This is a genomic window from Hymenobacter cavernae (genome assembly GCF_014641455.1).
In the GTDB taxonomy this organism is placed as follows: domain Bacteria; phylum Bacteroidota; class Bacteroidia; order Cytophagales; family Hymenobacteraceae; genus Hymenobacter; species Hymenobacter cavernae.
Window position 1 is genome coordinate 83,664 of record NZ_BMHT01000010.1, and the last position, 16,026, is coordinate 99,689.

General features: G+C 57.4%; 13 protein-coding genes. 5 read left to right on the forward strand and 8 right to left on the reverse strand.

The features are described 5' to 3' along the window. Positions 1-221 precede the first annotated feature (221 nt). Positions 222-596 carry a hypothetical protein gene (locus IEX74_RS21515; RefSeq protein ID WP_188816153.1) on the forward strand — a complete coding sequence of 125 codons (375 nt, stop codon included), beginning with the start codon at positions 222-224 and terminating at the stop codon, positions 594-596. 246 nt (positions 597-842) lie between these two features. On the opposite strand, the gene IEX74_RS21520 is transcribed toward IEX74_RS21515, so the two are convergent. Both IEX74_RS21520 and IEX74_RS21525 read right to left on the reverse strand, forming a co-directional pair. After that, positions 843-1,277, reverse strand: coding sequence for a hypothetical protein (locus IEX74_RS21520; RefSeq protein WP_188816154.1), 435 nt, complete (start codon positions 1,275-1,277; stop codon positions 843-845). Between the two features lie 208 nt (positions 1,278-1,485). Continuing rightward, the gene (locus tag IEX74_RS21525) at positions 1,486-2,796 is read right to left on the reverse strand and encodes a flavin monoamine oxidase family protein (protein WP_188816155.1); all 1,311 of its coding nucleotides are present in this window, start codon (positions 2,794-2,796) and stop codon (positions 1,486-1,488) included. A gap of 216 nt (positions 2,797-3,012) precedes the next feature. Here IEX74_RS21525 and IEX74_RS21530 point away from each other — a divergent pair, with 216 nt between their 5' ends. After that, positions 3,013-3,816 carry an SDR family NAD(P)-dependent oxidoreductase gene (locus tag IEX74_RS21530; RefSeq protein WP_188816156.1) on the forward strand — a complete coding sequence of 268 codons (804 nt, stop codon included), beginning with the start codon at positions 3,013-3,015 and terminating at the stop codon, positions 3,814-3,816. Positions 3,817-3,908: 92 nt separating this feature from the next. Here the strand turns inward: IEX74_RS21530 and IEX74_RS21535 are convergent, their stop codons facing one another. Further along, the gene (locus tag IEX74_RS21535) at positions 3,909-4,418 is read right to left on the reverse strand and encodes a DinB family protein (protein ID WP_188816157.1); all 510 of its coding nucleotides are present in this window, start codon (positions 4,416-4,418) and stop codon (positions 3,909-3,911) included. Positions 4,419-4,677: 259 nt separating this feature from the next. Here IEX74_RS21535 and IEX74_RS21540 point away from each other — a divergent pair, with 259 nt between their 5' ends. Next, positions 4,678-6,801 (forward strand): endo-1,4-beta-xylanase, encoded by a 2,124-nt coding sequence (locus IEX74_RS21540; protein ID WP_188816158.1) that lies wholly within the window; start codon positions 4,678-4,680, stop codon positions 6,799-6,801. Between the two features lie 272 nt (positions 6,802-7,073). Here IEX74_RS21540 and IEX74_RS21545 read toward each other — a convergent pair whose 3' ends face one another. The 4 genes from IEX74_RS21545 to IEX74_RS21560 form a co-directional block, all read right to left on the reverse strand. Continuing rightward, entirely contained in the window at positions 7,074-8,024 is a 951-nt protein-coding gene (locus IEX74_RS21545) for a helix-turn-helix transcriptional regulator (RefSeq protein ID WP_188816159.1), read from the reverse strand. After that, positions 8,021-10,672: a PAS domain-containing sensor histidine kinase gene (locus tag IEX74_RS21550; RefSeq protein WP_188816160.1), complete on the reverse strand. Its 2,652-nt coding sequence runs from the start codon at positions 10,670-10,672 to the stop codon at positions 8,021-8,023. The genes IEX74_RS21545 and IEX74_RS21550 overlap by 4 nt, the downstream gene beginning before the upstream one ends. A 368-nt stretch (positions 10,673-11,040) precedes the next feature. Then, on the reverse strand, positions 11,041-11,364 hold the full coding sequence (locus tag IEX74_RS21555) for a hypothetical protein (RefSeq protein ID WP_188816161.1): 324 nt from the start codon (positions 11,362-11,364) through the stop codon (positions 11,041-11,043). 201 nt (positions 11,365-11,565) lie between these two features. Next, on the reverse strand, positions 11,566-12,324 hold the full coding sequence (locus IEX74_RS21560) for an oxygenase MpaB family protein (protein WP_188816162.1): 759 nt from the start codon (positions 12,322-12,324) through the stop codon (positions 11,566-11,568). 155 nt (positions 12,325-12,479) lie between these two features. Between IEX74_RS21560 and IEX74_RS21565 the strand changes: the two genes are divergently transcribed. Both IEX74_RS21565 and IEX74_RS21570 read left to right on the forward strand, forming a co-directional pair. After that, a complete protein-coding gene (locus IEX74_RS21565) occupies positions 12,480-14,084 on the forward strand; it encodes a protein adenylyltransferase SelO (RefSeq protein ID WP_229755410.1) in 1,605 nt (534 codons plus the stop codon). Positions 14,085-14,189: 105 nt separating this feature from the next. Beyond that, entirely contained in the window at positions 14,190-15,527 is a 1,338-nt protein-coding gene (locus IEX74_RS21570; RefSeq protein WP_188816163.1) for a leucine-rich repeat-containing protein kinase family protein, read from the forward strand. A gap of 4 nt (positions 15,528-15,531) precedes the next feature. On the opposite strand, the gene IEX74_RS21575 is transcribed toward IEX74_RS21570, so the two are convergent. Beyond that, positions 15,532-15,942 carry a hypothetical protein gene (locus IEX74_RS21575; RefSeq protein WP_188816164.1) on the reverse strand — a complete coding sequence of 137 codons (411 nt, stop codon included), beginning with the start codon at positions 15,940-15,942 and terminating at the stop codon, positions 15,532-15,534. Positions 15,943-16,026: the final 84 nt, after the last annotated feature.

Below are 16,026 nucleotides of genomic sequence, written 5' to 3' on the forward strand. Positions count from 1 at the left end.
ATTAGCTTTTAGAATAGTTTTCATCGGTAAAGCTGCATTATCCGACGATAGATTTGGGGTATTCAGAGATGAAACAGGGTTCGGCAGGGGTGAAATCCGGTAGCTGGCACTGCGCTTGCAATTGGGAGAACAAGCGCTTGATATTTTTTCAACGGATAATCCAAACGATTTAACCGCCTGATTATCCAATACTTTCAACCTTTTCTAACCTTCTCCTAACTATGAAAACCTCCCTGCTTTCGTTTGCCGCTGCTGTTGCTATGCTGGCTACCACTCAATCGTTCGCCGCTCCCGCACCGATCTTCGACCACCACGACAACGACCGCCGCGAAAGAAACTATAAAGACGACCGCAAAGCCGCTGCTGAGCGCGCCCGGCTCGAAGCAGCCCGCCGCAGAATGGAGCTGGAGCGTCAGCGCAGAGAAGCCGCCGAGCGGGCCCGCTGGGAAGCCCAGCAGCGCCGCAACAGCCACAGCGACCGTTATGACCGCAACGACCGTGACTTTAACTACGGCTACGACCGCAACCATCGCGTAACACCCGCCGAGCGCGCCCGCTGGGAAGCCGCGCACCGCAACGACTACGGTCGGCGTTAGGCGTACCTAGATTAGCCGCTACGCTGAAATTGGCCTAACGTGTTCATATACAACATAAAAGGAGCCCTGGCTACTAAGCCGGGGCTCCTTTTTTTAGGGCTATCTTACCAGCACGTCATTTCGACCAACGGGAGAAATCTCGCGTGCAATGCTAATTCTAATCATCAGGATTACTACCACAACATCAGCACGCGAGATTTCTCCCGTTGGTCGAAATGACGTTCGCTTTACTGGCCATGCAGGCGCTTATAGCAGCTTGCTTAACGGCAAGTTTGCTGCTAGCGTGGGCGTTAATAGCTGCGTAGTAGCCAGGTGCCATTCCGCTTCCAAGGTTGGTATCTGAGGAGCCGATTCGGTCGTCCAATCCAGGGCGGCTGATGTGTCGGTAAAGAACTGCACCTCAAAGCATACCAAATGGCGGCCGGCCCACAACACGGCTTCCACGGCCATTTGGTTGTGCACGGTGGCAGGCAGTACCAGCGCCACCCGTTGCAGCTTCTGCCGGGCAATGATAGGCAGCCAGTTCACCGTCATCCAAAGCTGATCCTCAATACTCAGGTCTGGTAGGCCGTTTAGGTCAACAAGGGCCAGCGCAGGGCGATAGTGCGCAACCAGGTCGCGTCCGTACTTCAGGGCCGGGCGCAGAAGTGTATACGTATTATCCAGCCATTGAAAACGCATTAATTGAAGTGGTTGATCGTACTGTACAAGTAGGTGGTCAACTTTAGGCAGGAGCATGGGATAATGATAAGCCTAGGTGCAAGGCTCGGTAGAGAAGAGACGGCAGGCAAAAAGCGGGTCAGCGCAGCTAATCAGTGGCTTGACTCACGCTAGCTGCTTCTCCCCGCGCAGCAAGATATACATGGAACTTGTATATTTTATAGTAACACTATGGATATTTTAATAAACTCTGCGCGGCATTTGCCCCACTCTCCAGCGCAGCCTCTACCGTGCCAAAGGCCGGGCCCGCGTACAAGGCTTCACCGGCGAAAAACAATGTCTGCTCAACGGGTTGCAGCAGCACGGGGCGCGCCGTGGCCGTGGCCACAGTAGAGTAGGTGTAGGCGCCGCGCGCAAACGGGTCGGCGGCCCAATTGGCCACGCGCCAACCATGCAGCTTCGTACGCAGGAAATCAGGCGTAGTAGCGAAGATGTAGGCCAATGATTCCAGCGCCTGATTGATGATTGTTTCGTCGGGCGCATCGCGGAGACGGGTGGCGGTGGGACCACCGAGCCAGCCAGTGAGCAGCGGACGCGGATCGGGGAGCTGGGCCCACCAGGTTGGAATGGGCGCGTCGGAGAACAGGAAACCTAGGTTGGGTGTGGGCTGACCTAGGTTTGCAGAGGCGTGTTCCCAGAGCACTTCGTCGAACTCCAACAGAATTTTGATGATGGCGCCAAAGCCCATGGCCGCCGCGGCTGCACGTTGCGCCGGTAGCTCCGGCACAAAGCGAATGTAGCCAGGCTCGTCGGCTGTGGCTTGGAGCACGCCAAGCGGTACGGTGAGCACGATTTGGCGCGCTTCGTAGTGCCGGTTCTGGTCGCAGTGTACGGTTACCTGGCCGGGCTGCCAGTGCACTTCCTGCACGATCGTACCTAGCTCAACGTGCCCACCAGCTTCCCGTAGCTGCCGGGCCAGCAGCGCCACCATGCCGCCGTAGCCACCCACGGGGCGGGGCGAATCTTCGGCACCGCCTGCTGACCATTCTTCGCGCAGGGCAAACGCGCTGGCCCGGTGCGAGTCGGCGGCGTCGTAGCCTTCGGCAAAGCGGATAGCCTGCTCGCGCAGCAGCTGGTAGCGGTCTTCGGGAAAATATTGGTGAAGGAAAGCGGCCAGAGGCATATCGTCAGACAGCTCGTGCAGCTTTTCGAGCAGTAAGGGCAGATCTTCCATATAGTCGCCGGTTTCTACGGCCTGGCCGCGCCCGACCTCGTAATTCTTGCCTTCGGTGTCGTGGTAGGCAATGCCGGCTTCATGCAGCAGCGCCCGCGTGATGGACACGTCGCCGTGCATAAACTCGGCACCTAGCTCGACAGGCTGCGCAAAATCGGGGCTGGCGAAGGTGTGGATACGTCCGCCGAGCCGGTCGCGGGCTTCGAGAACGAGGACGGATTTGTTGGCGCGAGCTAGGTCGCGAGCTGCCATGAGGCCCGCTACGCCCGCACCGATAAGTAGAATATCGGCTTGCTGATGGAGCATGTGTGAGTGGAAATGCTACAACCCTGATAGCTGTAGCTAAAGTATTGGTAATGAAGTTGTCTTGATGTAATCGGGCTTCTGCTCAATTGCGCTATACGGGTATCAAACGTAGAATAGCAGCAATACGATCAACAGCCGATAGGACACAATTCTTTTAAACCAAGTACTAGCCTAGGCGTAAAAGTTTAACAAGCAATAACTTAGCTCAACAATAAAATGGCAGACGCACAAAAATATGCTCTCATCACGGGGGCAACCAGCGGTATAGGTCTCGAATTGGCCAAATTATTCGCGCAGGATCACTACAACCTGGTCATCGTGGCTCGGAGCGAGGAAGAGTTAGCCAGCACGGCTTCTCAGCTCAGCCAGCAATATGGCGTGCAGGTGGAAACCATCGCCAAAGACTTGTTCCAGCGCGAAGCGCCCTTTGAAGTGTACGAAGAAGTAAAAGCCAAAGGCATTCAGATTGCTGCCTTGGTGAACGACGCCGGACAAGGCCAGTACGGCAAGTTTACGGAGACGGATATTTACCGCGAACTAGACATCATTCAGCTTAATATTGCTGCCTACGTGGTGCTGACCAAGTTGTACCTGAAGGAAATGGTGGCCCGCAACGAAGGCAAAATTCTGCAGGTTTCGTCTATCGGCGGCGAGCTGCCGGGGCCGTTGCAATCAGTGTATCACGGCACGAAGGCCTTCATTACGTCGTTCACGGAAGCTATTCGCGCGGAGAACAAGGACTCCAACGTTGCCATCACCGCCCTGCTACCCGGCGTGACTGACACCGATTTCTTCGATAAAGCCGACATGGAAGACTCGAAGCTGGTGCAGGAAGGCAGCAAAGCCGACCCGGCCAAAGTAGCCAAAGACGGCTACGAAGCCCTGCTGGCCAACAAAGACAAAATTATTTCGGGCTTCAAAAACAAAGCACAAGTCGCCATGAGCAACCTCATGCCCGATGATATGGTGGCTGCGAACATGCTCAAGCAAGGCGAGCCGGTTCATAAGGAAGAGAAATAGCTAGGTTTGAGTCGGATCTGACAGACCGAAGTAAAACGCCCTGGCCTGCTCAGCAGGCCAGGGCGTTTTGCGTTCTGAGGTAAACCTAGGTTTTAGCGTTCATCGGCCGAAGGACCGTAGATGCCGGGTACCGGCACATCAAGCAGGCGCAGGTACACCATTATCTGGGCGCGGTGATGAATCATGTGGTTGATGATGTGCCGGACCACCTCGGCGCGGGGCTGATTGATGACAGGGTGGCCATCGTAGTACATCGTCCACTGCTGAGCAAAAGCTTCGTCATCAGTAGCTTCTAGAGCGGTCCGGGCAGCAGCGGTGCCTTTTTCTAAGCGTTGGAGCAGCTCAGCAATTGTCGCGGCCGGTGTCCAGTCGGTGTCGGTGCTGGAGAGATGCAGGGCCGGCGTTTCCAGCGTGCTCACCATGTAGCCAGGCATATCGGCGGTGTGCGTGGCCAGTTGGGTCAGCGTCATCGATTTGGGGTGAGGCTGCCAGTTGAAGTGCGCTTCAGGGGCGCGTTCCAGCACGCGACGCGTGAGGACTAGCTCGTGGTCGAATTCGGGCAGGAGGGTTTGCGCGAGCAGCGCGGCGGTGGCGGTCAGCATAACAGCTAGGTTGTAGGTGAAGGATAGCACAAACCTAGCCCCCGGTAATGACAGCCCTATGTCAGTAGGAAGTGAGAAGATTTTACTTTTTGTAAAAATAAGAGCGCGTGCTCGGGGCTGCTGGTGAAGCCCTACAAACACCACGGCAGGAGTTTGGCGTGCCACGATAGAATTCTATCTTGCTGGCACGTAAGCCGTTCTCCGGCTCGGCGCATCGACTCTCTTACTTCACTTTCTTTCCCACCCAATTTCCAAGCCTATGAAAAACCATAGACCCCTTCTTTTCTGTGTAGGGCTGTGGCTGTGCAGCATTACGCTGCACGCGCAGAACGAGCCTATTTCGCAGCAAGCCGAGTCCGGCACGGTAGGCGCTGACTGGAACGTGCTCGACGACACGGGCTTGCAGTACGTCACCATCAAGCCCACCAGCACCATCAATGCCCAGAATCCGGGCACTCCGGCGCGGGTCATTACCTACTCCGTGACCTTCCCCTCGGCGGGTACCTATAGCCTCTACGCCCGGATTCGCGTCGGGGCGGGCGCCTTCAACGACGACAGCTTTTACTACGGCAATGGCTTTGGAGAGAAGTCGCCTACTAACGACGCCAACTGGATTACCGTTAATGGCCTGGCGGCCGCCGGCTTTACAGAGCCGACCGACGTGGTGACAGGCTCGGGTACGGCGACAACCGGGGTCTGGAAATGGATTAACCTATCTAGGCTCAACTTAACCAATAGCGGCAGCGAAACTCCTATTCGATTTGACGTAACGGCGGATGCCCTCACGCAGACGTTCCAGATCGGGGCCCGCGAAGATGGACTTGAGTTTGATAAGCTGGCTTTTGGCCGTACGGTTGCTTCTTACACTGTAGATAACCTGGATAAAGGCCAGGCCGGCACTGTGCCGCCACCACCACCACCCTACACGCCCACCGGGCCGCCTTTGGCAACGGGCAAATCGAAGTTCTTTGGGGGGATCTGGAGCCCTGCGCAGCTGACCAACTTCACGGCCTACTGGAACATGGTGGTACCGAGTAATGCCGGCAAGTGGGGCTCGGTGGAAGGAACTCGCGATGTGATGAACTGGACGAACCTGGATGCGGCCTACAAGCTAGCCAAGGACAATGGCTTCCCCTTCCGCCTGCACGTGCTGCTCTGGGGGGCGCAGCAGCCTACCTGGATTGCCTCTCTGCCGCCGGCTGAGCAGCTGGAAGAAATCAAGGAATGGTTTGCGGCCGTGGCGGAGCGCTACCCCGGCATCGACTATCTGGAAGTAGTGAACGAGCCGCTCCATAATGCCCCGGACGATAGTCCTACGACCAACGGCGACGGTGGCAACTACATCGTTGCGCTGGGTGGTGCCGGCACCACTGGCTGGGATTGGGTGATCAACGCCTTCAAGCTAGGCCGCCAGTACTTTCCCAACGCGCGGCTCATGATCAACGACTACAGCGTGGAGAATTCCGTCGAGAATGCTACGCGCTACCGCAACATCATTACCTTACTGCAACAGCAGCAGCTCATCGATGCCATCGGCATCCAAGGCCACTCTTTCTCCACCCGCCCGACCTCGGCGGCGGTCCTGAAAAGCAGCCTGGATGTGCTGGCTGCTACCGGCTTACCTCTGTACATCACCGAACTCGACGTGAATGGGGCGGAAGATGAAACGCAGCTCTCGGAATATCAGCGGGTGTTTCCCGTGTTCTGGGAGCACCCTAGCATCAAAGGCATCTCGCACTTCGGCTGGCTTCCAGGCGCGGATGCCGAAGCGCACCTTGCGTACGCCAACGGAGCCGAGCGCCCGGCGTTGGTGTGGCTGAAGGACTACGTGCGCAACACGGTACTGCCGTGCAACGTGAGCGTAACTTCCCGGCTCACGGAGCCTGCTTCCTGCACGGGGACAAACGGGGCGATTAACCTGACGGCGCAGGGCGGGGGTACGGTCAACTACACCTACCGCTGGACCGGTCCGAACGGCTTTACCGCCACCACGGAAGACCTGACCAACCTAGCCCCCGGCACTTACCAGGTGACCGTGACGGCGCCCAACAGCAGCTGCAGCACCACGGCCGAAATCGTGCTGCGGTGCGGAGTGCTGGCCACGGGCCAACCAGCACCAGTACTGGCGGCGTTCCAGATTTACCCGAACCCCGCTGCTGAGCAGGCTACGCTTTCGTTCCAGCCCGAGCAGGCCGGCAATGCCCAGGTGCAGGTGTACAACCAGCTGGGCAGCTTGGTGGCTACGCTTTATGATGGCAAAGTGCAGGGCGGCAAGCGCTATAATCTATTGCTGGATAATTATGCGCTGGCTAATGGCGTGTACAACTGCCGGCTGGTGCTTAACGGCAAGTCGCAGAGCTTGCGCTTGCTGGTGAGAAAGTAAGGAACCTAGGTTACCCTAGGTTGCGTAGTTGGTAAGCTAGCCCCAACCGGGCGGCATACTGGTAGAAACCAACAAAGTAGCAAAACCTAGCCCCGGCGGGGCGACACTCGTCATTAAAACGTGGGTGTCGCCTTGTTGGGGCTAGGTTTGTTTGTCCCATCCACATAGGTTAAGTAGAAGGCAATTCAGCAAAAAGGGTTGGGTGGCATCACGCTGCTCAATCTTTTTGCCTCAAGCCAGCAGATCTAAATAGAAACTGTCTCAGCACCTGCTTAACCAAAATGCGCGTATGCCGCCCGCGCTAAATCTCGTACGTGCTGCCGAAGCTCCGGCGGCGACACAATAGTAATATCAGGCGCAAACAGCAGCAGCCACTTAGCCAACTGCTTCAGGCAGCCCACCAGAAACGTCATTTCCAGCGAGCCATCGGGGGCAGCCTGTTCGTGGGCCCAGCCGAAGTAGTGCTTGTTTTCCTGCACCGAGGGCAGCACCGCCGGCCCAAACCGCACCACCGCCGCGTGGGTCTGCCACTGCTGGGCTTGCTGTTCCCAATACGATTGCAGCGTGTCGGGGCGCGGGGCAAACTCTTCGTCGCGCAGGCGTATTCCGGCAATGCGGTCGAGGCGAAAGTCGCGGTACTCTTGCCGCAGGCGGCAAAACGCCACCACGTGCCAATATTGACCGAAGTACACGCCGATGGGCTCGATGTCGCGCTGGGTGGCTGTGCCATGGTAGCCGGCGCGGTAGTCCAGCGTCACGACGCGCCGGGCCGCAATACTGTCCAGTAGCTGCTGATGCGTGTTGCCGGGCAACAGCGGTGCGGCGAGCGTTGATCGGGGGCGGAATACTCTGATGTGTGGGCCGAGCGCTTCGAGGTAGTCGCGGTCGGGGCGGCGCAGCACGGCGCGGAGCTTGTCCATGGCCGTCTGGCTTACCTGCGCCGTATGCGCATCGGTGAGCTGCGCCACCAGCTTTTCGGCTGTAATCAGGGCAGTGGCTTCTTCGCGGGAAAACATGACGGGTGGCAGCCGGTAGCCATCAGCCAGCGAGTAGCCCACGCCCGCCTCGCCGCAGAGTGGCACGCCCGCTTCTTCCAGCGTGCGCAGGTCGCGGTACACGGTCCGCAGGCTCACGCCGTAGCGCGCAGCTAGGTCGGAGCCTTTCACCATGCGCTTGGCCTGGAGCTGAATCAGGATGGCGGTAATTCGGTCGAAGCGGTTCATAGCGCCGGCACTTCAGGCAACGTGTTAGCAGGAAGATAGATGCGGAAGGTGGTCCCTAGCCCAACCTCACTTTCTACTTCCAGATGACCACCCACCTGCTGCACAATCCGATTCACCAGGTACAAACCTAGGCCCGAGCCTGCCACGTGGTCGTGGAAGCGGCGAAACAGCTGAAACAGGTTGGCGCCGTGGCGCTCCGTGTCGATACCCAGGCCATTGTCCTGCACCACCAGCACAGGCGCGCCTTCGTTGGTTAGCTCGGTGCGTACCTGCACCACCGGCGGCCGCTCGGGGTGTGCGTATTTAAGGGCGTTGCTGAGCAGATTGTACAAGACACTCTGTAAGTTAAGCTGCGCGAAGTACAGCACCGGAACCGCCGAAAAATCGAGCTGAAAGTCGGCCTTTAAGTCCAACGATTGTCCCGACATACTTTGCAGTACTTTTTGGGTGAGGGGCAGCAAGGCTACGTACTCAGCCGGCAGCCGTTCGGTATGCCGCTGCACCTGCACCACTTCGGTGAGGCCCTGAATGGTGTTGTTGATCTGCTCCAGCGCCATTTCAAACATCTCCACCAGCAGCAGCGCCTCGGGGTCGTGGAAGGTAGCGGTGCGCTTCAGCTCCTCAAACACACCCGCCATGTTATTCACGGGCTGCTTCAAGTCGTGCGAGGCCGTGTACACAAAGTTATCGAGGTCCGCGTTGGTGCGCGTGAGCTGCTGATTGGCCAAACCTAGGTCGGCGTTGGCGGTGCGCAGTCCTTCGTTAGTAGCGGCCAGCTGCTCGGTCAGGGCTTGCAGCTGCTGCCGTACCCGCTCGCGCTCAGTCACGTCGTTTATCACCCCGGCCACCCGTATCGGCTTGCCCGCCGTATCATAAAAGACCCGGCCCCGGGCTTCGAGCCAGCGCAGTTCCCCGTCGGCCCGACGGATGCGCGGATTGATGCGCAGAGTGCCGGTTTCCAGGGCTTGCTTCAGCTGCTCTTGAAACTGCACCTGATCTTCGGGCTGCATGTGGGCCAGCAGCGTTTTAATATTCCATTCTGGCAGTGGCGTATCGTAGCCGAACAGCACATGATGGCCTTCGCTGCGCTCGATTTGACTGGTGAGCAAATCCAGGTTGAAGGTGGCCATGTTACTGGCTTCCAGCGCCATTTGCAGACGCTCCTCGTTTTGCTCCAGCTTTTGCCGCGCCAGCACGTACTCCGTCACATCGAGGGCGTAGTGAATGATGCCATTAATAACGCCTTGTTCGTCGTACGTCGCCTGCAAAACAATATCGAAATAGCTTTCCTGCTGGCCGCTTTCACTGTCGATGGCGTCGATCCAGACCAGCGTTTCTTTGGCAATAAGCAGCTCGCCGGTGCGGTACACCCGATCCAGCAGCTTCAGATAACCTTGCGCCACTAGTTCCGGCACGGCCTCGTGCAAGGGAAGATTAAGTAGCTCACGGTTGCCAAATCGTTGCTGATAGTGCGCGTTAACCAGCTCGTAGGTGTGCTCGGGGCCGCTGAAGATGCACATGGGCATCGGCATCTGGAGCAGGAACGAGCGAAGCCGCTCGCGCTGAAGCTGAGCCTCCAGCAAGGCACGCCGCAACTTGGCCGTGCGATCGGCTATGTGGGCTTCCAGCTCCTGATTAAGCTGCTGCAAGGCCACTTGGGTCTGAAACAGCTCGTCGTTATTAGCCAGAATTTCTTCATTGGCAGCCTGTAGCTCTTCGTTGGCCGCCGCTAGCTCCTCATTGAGCACGCGCAACTCCTGCTCCTGGCGTTCTACCTGGCGGCGCGCCAGCACCTGCGTTGTTACTTCGTAGGCAAACACCAGAATACCACTGATTTCGCCACCAGGACCATGGGTCGGCTGGTAGATGAAGTTGTAGTAGTTATGACCTAGCCCCCCCGAATTCTCATGATCGAGCTGCACGAGCATTTCCGTCGCCACGAACGACTCGCCGGTCTGGTACACTCGGTCGAGCAGGGCAAAGATGGGTTGCCCTGCTAGCTCAGGCATGGCCTCCCGGATTGGCTTGCCTAGCAGAGGGCGCGGGCCAACCAGCTGCTGGTAGCGCGGATTGACGAGCGTGAAGGTGTGCTCTGGCCCTTCAAAAATGGTGATCATGGCCGGCGCTTCCATGAAAAGGGAATGCAAGCGGTTACGCTGGATTTCGGCTTCGGCCCGGGCAGCTTTTTCGCGGCTCTGGCTTTCGCGCAGGGCTTCTTCCACAGCGGTGCGGTTCTGGTCGGCCGTGTCGGTGAAGCTCACTAGCAGCCCCTGGCCCACGCGGCGGGCTGATAAGTGGAAGTAGTTATCGAGCCCGTCGCCCTGGTAGTTTATGCTATAACGTTCGACTTTCTCCGACTCGAAAGCGCGGCAGTGAAACTCAAAAACGCCGGTTTCTAGTGTGTGCGGGAAGAGGTGTAAGTATCGTTCGGTGGGGTGCGCCGGCAGCTGAAGCATCCGTTGGGCGGTAGCATTGAGCAGCACAATCTCCATATCCACGATTTTGCCGGTGTCAGCATCCCAGATCGGCTTGTAAAAGGCTACCCCGGTCAAAGAAGCATCCAATAGACCTTGCAGCAGCTCGTCAAGAGGAAAAATTTCCTGCAATTCGGAGAAGTGGGAAGAAGAGGCCGCGGCGGAATCAGGCATGATTAAACAAGGTAGTAAGAAGGACGCAGTATAAATGGCCCGCACCCAACACATCAGCAAGTTAACTAACCCGCCAAAACCAAAGTGGTTTTGACAACTGCCTGCCTCACGCAACCTGTCAAATTTGATGGTCAAAAACCTAGCTTGGATGCTGTTACGCCGTAGTAACAAGCTCGGCAACGGAATAAGAAAGCGCCGCTTGGCGCCGATACCAGGCCACCGAGGTGCGTTGCGCCCTATTTCGTTGAAAGGATGCTTCCCGCAAAGCCATGCGTACACCCTACATAACAAGGCTAGGGTGTCGCTATGTGGATACCCTAGCCTTGGTAAAACAAATCAGGCAGCGTGTGCTAATTGGCTGCCGTGAGCTACACGTTAGCCAGCTCCGAAAAGCTGGTGCCTGCGCCGGTTGCCAGCAATGGCGCGTCCACAAACTGTGCGTGTACGATGGGCGTAGTAGCCGTAATGTTACCCCCTGCGTCGCAGTAGCAAACGACATACTCGGTCAGCGTGTCGGCCGGAATGAAGGTTACGTCGAGATAGGGGCTGCACGCGTTGCGCGCCACGCACTGCCACTCCTGGTAATCACGGCGGCGATAAACGTAGGCAAAACGGCCGGGCTGGGTAGTAAAGTCCAGACGGCGGCCAGCCGGAACATGATGTAGCTTGAGTTCAGGAGTAAAAGAAGTCATAGAGGTTAAATGGTTGGAAGAGTCGGAAGGAACGGCTGGTATTTAGGTTGGTAAGATACTGGCCTAAATGGTAGATTAGGGCACTTTAGGTTCCGGTTTTCTACGGGTTTTCCTACCAAAAAACCTCAGTTTTATCCTGCATAGTACACGCAGAGAGTGACTGAGTGTATGATGTTCGTTGGACATCATCACTCAGTCACTCTACTGTCCGTCAAGAGCTTGAATTTGGGCTTTGTAGGCGGGAGGGAGGAGAGCGGTTTTAACCCACTGACTCAGAGAGAAATGCTGGGTGTGGCGGTAGACTGGCACCACTGGCCGCAGCCACGACCAGGAACCTAGCCTCAGCAAGCTGCGTACCCGCTCGGGGACCACTAAGCGCTGTCCTTGCAGCAGCAGCCAGTAACGCAACGGACCTAGGTGCCGGCGATACTGCTGAAACAAATCGGCGCTGAAGTGGCTGTATACCAGATCCTGCACTAGGTGCTGCTCCCGCGCCACGAGCCACTCAGCATGCGTGGTGGGCAGATCAGGGATGTTCATACGCTGTCCGACGCGGGCAAATACGTCGAAAACTTCCTCTTTTTCCGCCGTCGTGAGGGGGCGCTCCAGCGCTTCAAAGGAGCGAATGGAATAATCGATGAGCATAAACAGTACATCGCGGTAGGCCCAGGCGGGAATGGCCGCGCCGCGCTTCGCTTCTACCGCACCATGAATGGCCGTGATGGTGTCGATGGCGCGCTCAGCTCCGGCCCGGTGAGCAAACACAATCTGGCGGGCATACTCGACAGTGGAGAAGAGCCGCCCTAATGGATCGGCGGGCAGCCGTCCGGTGAAGTAGAGCCAATCAACGGCTTTGTTCAAGGCAAATTCGGCCGCGGCCCCGGCAAAGATGAACAGCACCGTGTCGGCCTTGCCCCAGATGGTGCGCACGATGGAGTGCTTTGCTACGAAATATTCCATGCTATAAGAACTGAAAAATAGGCCAAAAGGCTCCGAAGCTTGTTGCCGCAATGCTAATCTAGCTCCAGGCTAGCAACCATCTATAGCCGCTCCTGCGTTGAGGGAGGGAAGCTAGGTTTAGCTTCCTAATTCTTACAAAAAAGAACACGTTACCTATGACTTCTATTGCTCAGCCCATAGATCAAGCTGTTTTTCATAACTCGTTGGTGGAGGAATTGCGCGGTGAGGCTTCCATGAATAAGGGGCCGCGCCAGGTGCCTGGCTACCACTACTCGCGCATTGAGCCAACAGCCGTGCGCGACCCGCACCTGCTCGCCTGGTCCGATGACTTGGCCGCATACCTAGGTTTGGTGCACCCGCCAGAGCGCGGCCCCGCCGTTGATATTTTAGGCGGTAACCGGCTGGCTTCTACCATGAAGCCATTTGCGGCGCGCTACGGCGGACACCAGTTCGGTAGCTGGGCCGGGCAGCTCGGCGATGGGCGAGCTATTTCCCTGGGCGAGCTAACTGCCGTGGATGGCACCAGCTGGGAAATTCAGCTTAAAGGAGCTGGTCCCACGCCGTATTCGCGCCGCGCCGACGGGCGAGCCGTGCTGCGTTCTTCGCTACGGGAGTTTCTGTGCAGCGAGGCCATGCACTACCTAGGGGTGCCCACTACACGGGCTCTGAGCCTAGTCGGGACCGGCGACATGGTCGTGCGGGATATGTTTTACAACGGCAACGCACGGCCGGAGCCGGGTGCCATCGTGGCGCGGGTAGCGCCCACATTTATTCGGTTCGGTAACTTCCAGATCATGGCCGCGCTGGGCGAAAAGGACAACCTGCGTGCCATAGCTGATTACACCATTCGCCACCACTACCCCGAGCTAGGAGAGCCTGCACCGGCTGTGTATGTGCGGTGGTTTGAGGAAATCTGCCGGCGCACGGCTGTGATGATAGCACATTGGATGTCAGTAGGTTTTGTGCACGGCGTGATGAATACTGATAACATGTCCATCCTAGGCCTGACCATCGACTACGGCCCTTATGGTTGGCTGGAGCCCTACGACCCCGACTGGACGCCCAACACTACCGACTTCGGCTCGCGGCGCTACGCCTTCGGCCAGCAGCCGCAAGTGGCCCTGTGGAACCTCTACCAACTGGCTCGCGCATTGGCCCATTTGGTAGAGAACCCCCAGGACCTGCAACAAGGCCTGGAAGTATACCGCACGACCTTAGCCGACACGCGCCATGCCATGCTGTTGCAAAAGCTAGGTCTGACGCCGCTTGCGCCGGACGCGGAAGACCGGGCTTTCCTAGAAGAGTTGCTCGAAGCGCTAGCTGGTTCGGAAATCGACATGACGTTGTTCTTTCGCCACCTTTCGCATACGGCGCCGGCTTTGTTGGAGAACCTGGAAAACGAGGAAACAGCTTGGCGCGAGCTGCTCGCCAAAGCGGCTTACTCGATGTCGATGGAGGAAGAGCAAACGCTGTTGCATTGGCTACAACGGTATCTGCCAAGGCTCCGGCAGGAAACGGCTAGCCAAGAAGCTATTCGGAAAAGCATGCTCGGCGTGAACCCCAAATACGTGCTGCGCAACTACTTGGCTCAAAACGCCATAGAAGCGGCCGAATCGGGTGATCTGTCTTCGCTGAATACGCTGATGGAAGTCCTCAAAACGCCTTTTGCGGAGCATCCTGACCACGAAGAGCTGGCAGCCAAGCGCCCCGACTGGGCCCGCGAGAAGCCCGGCAGCGCCACGTTGTCGTGCAGCTCGTAGAGTGTGCCAAGGTCCAGCTGAAAACCACAAGAACGCCATGCTACGCTTGCCGAAGCATGGCGTTCTTTTTCGTGCTACTTCCTTGCCCTTTGCGACCTTTGCCACATGCACACCCTTGACCAACTACGCGCCGGAGAGCTGGCGGGCATTCAACGCCTCGATTTATCAGCCGGCCTGACGGAGTTTCCGACCGAGATTTTCGACCTGGCCGATTCGCTGGAAATTCTCAACCTTTCGGGCAATGCGCTGTCCTCATTGCCCGACGACCTAGGTCGTCTGCGCAAGCTGCGCGTTATCTTCTGCTCTGATAACCAGTTTACAACGGTGCCGGAGGTGCTGGGTCAGTGCACCAATTTGAGCATGATTGGCTTCAAGGCCAACCAGATCCGCATACTGCCGGCTACATCGCTGCCACCACTGCTACGCTGGCTTATTCTTACTGATAATCAGTTGGCTACTTTGCCCGAAGAACTAGGTACGTGCACGCACTTGCAAAAGCTCATGTTAGCCGGCAATCAGTTGGCCGAACTGCCCGAAAGCATGGCAGCGTGTACGAACTTGGAATTGTTGCGCATTGCCGCTAACCGCTTCACGGCGCTGCCGGCGTGGCTGCTCGCACTACCTAGGTTGTCGTGGCTAGCGTATGCCGGCAATCCTTTTTCCGAGGAAATGGAAGCGGCCGTGTTGGCGCAACATCCTATCAGTACCATCGATTGGCGTCACCTGATGGTGCAGCAAAAGCTAGGTGAAGGTGCCTCTGGAGTTATCTATCAGGCTCAGTGGCAGCAAGATGCTGCTCTGGCACGCGATGTGGCAGTAAAGCTGTTCAAGGGTGCCGTGACCAGCGACGGTTTGCCGCACAGCGAAATGTCGGCCTGCATCAGCGCCGGCGCCCACCTGAATCTGATTGCGGTGGAAGGCAAAATCGAACATCATCCGACCGCCGCCGAAGGGCTGGTGCTGGATCTGATTGACCCGTCGTTCCGCATCCTGGCTGGGCCGCCGAGCCTGGCTTCCTGCACGCGCGATGTGTACGATGCTAATACCGTGTTCAGCCTCGATGCGGCGTTGCGCATCGCCCACGGCATTGCTTCCGCGGCGCAGCATCTGCACGCGCGCGGCATCATGCATGGTGATTTATATGCGCACAACATCCTGACTACCAACACCGGCAACTGTCTGCTGGGCGACTTTGGTGCTGCGTGCTTCTTCGACCCAAATGACTCGGCGACGGCCACTGCTTTGCAGCGCCTCGAAGTCCGGGCTTTTGCCTGTTTGCTGGAAGAACTATTGGAGCACTGCGAACCTACAATTGCTTCCACTGCTTTTCATGCTCTTTCCGATTTGCAGCGGCGCTGTGCGCAACCTGACGTGGCAGCTCGCCCCTTATTCGCCGAAATCTCGCAGCGGCTCGCAAACTTGTTACAGGCAGCTGAAGGCTAGTTTGTTATTTGCTTTTTGAGATATCGCTGAGGGTGTTTAGCACGATGGGCGTTAGTCCCAGAGCTATCATCGCCCGGCGCTCGCGAGGCGGTATGTTGGGTAAGAAGCAGGCTAATGCTAGAAAAATCGGACCTTCTATCTGCCCGGCCCGTACGTGCGCCTTGAAGCTGATGAGCGGAAAAATTCCTTTTCTCGGCCATTTCGTGATGGCGCCCGTTGCTCCCTCGCCCAGCGCATTCGCCAGGATGAGTAAGCCAGCTAGCCTGCTACGCTGGCCCGCCCACGCGGCTAGTCCTAACATGCTAGGGAAAGCAAACATATCGAATCGCGCGTGCGCTTGTGGCGAAATAATATTCAGCGCCTGCTGCACGGAAGAGGCCTTTTGGGACAAGGAGGAAAGCAACGTGTTAGCCATAAAAGCAGAAAAATAGGTACGCTTGTTTCTCTGCGTGTTACGCGGGTCGCCAGGGCAAGTTGTGGCCTGCCTGAGCCGTAGAAG

What these genes read in the sequence shown, in the direction of transcription:
- IEX74_RS21560 (WP_188816162.1), bottom strand. Translation starts at nt 12,324, where the DNA reads ATGGAATATTTCGTAGCAAAGCACTCCATCGTGCGCACCATCTGGGGC.
- IEX74_RS21570 (WP_188816163.1), top strand. Translation starts at nt 14,190, where the DNA reads ATGCACACCCTTGACCAACTACGCGCCGGAGAGCTGGCGGGCATTCAA.
- IEX74_RS21575 (WP_188816164.1), bottom strand. Translation starts at nt 15,942, where the DNA reads ATGGCTAACACGTTGCTTTCCTCCTTGTCCCAAAAGGCCTCTTCCGTG.
- IEX74_RS21530 (WP_188816156.1), top strand. Translation starts at nt 3,013, where the DNA reads ATGGCAGACGCACAAAAATATGCTCTCATCACGGGGGCAACCAGCGGT.
- IEX74_RS21545 (WP_188816159.1), bottom strand. Translation starts at nt 8,024, where the DNA reads ATGAACCGCTTCGACCGAATTACCGCCATCCTGATTCAGCTCCAGGCC.
- IEX74_RS21520 (WP_188816154.1), bottom strand. Translation starts at nt 1,277, where the DNA reads ATGCGTTTTCAATGGCTGGATAATACGTATACACTTCTGCGCCCGGCC.
- IEX74_RS21515 (WP_188816153.1), top strand. Translation starts at nt 222, where the DNA reads ATGAAAACCTCCCTGCTTTCGTTTGCCGCTGCTGTTGCTATGCTGGCT.
- IEX74_RS21565 (WP_229755410.1), top strand. Translation starts at nt 12,480, where the DNA reads ATGACTTCTATTGCTCAGCCCATAGATCAAGCTGTTTTTCATAACTCG.
- IEX74_RS21535 (WP_188816157.1), bottom strand. Translation starts at nt 4,418, where the DNA reads ATGCTGACCGCCACCGCCGCGCTGCTCGCGCAAACCCTCCTGCCCGAA.
- IEX74_RS21525 (WP_188816155.1), bottom strand. Translation starts at nt 2,796, where the DNA reads ATGCTCCATCAGCAAGCCGATATTCTACTTATCGGTGCGGGCGTAGCG.
- IEX74_RS21555 (WP_188816161.1), bottom strand. Translation starts at nt 11,364, where the DNA reads ATGACTTCTTTTACTCCTGAACTCAAGCTACATCATGTTCCGGCTGGC.
- IEX74_RS21540 (WP_188816158.1), top strand. Translation starts at nt 4,678, where the DNA reads ATGAAAAACCATAGACCCCTTCTTTTCTGTGTAGGGCTGTGGCTGTGC.
- IEX74_RS21550 (WP_188816160.1), bottom strand. Translation starts at nt 10,672, where the DNA reads ATGCCTGATTCCGCCGCGGCCTCTTCTTCCCACTTCTCCGAATTGCAG.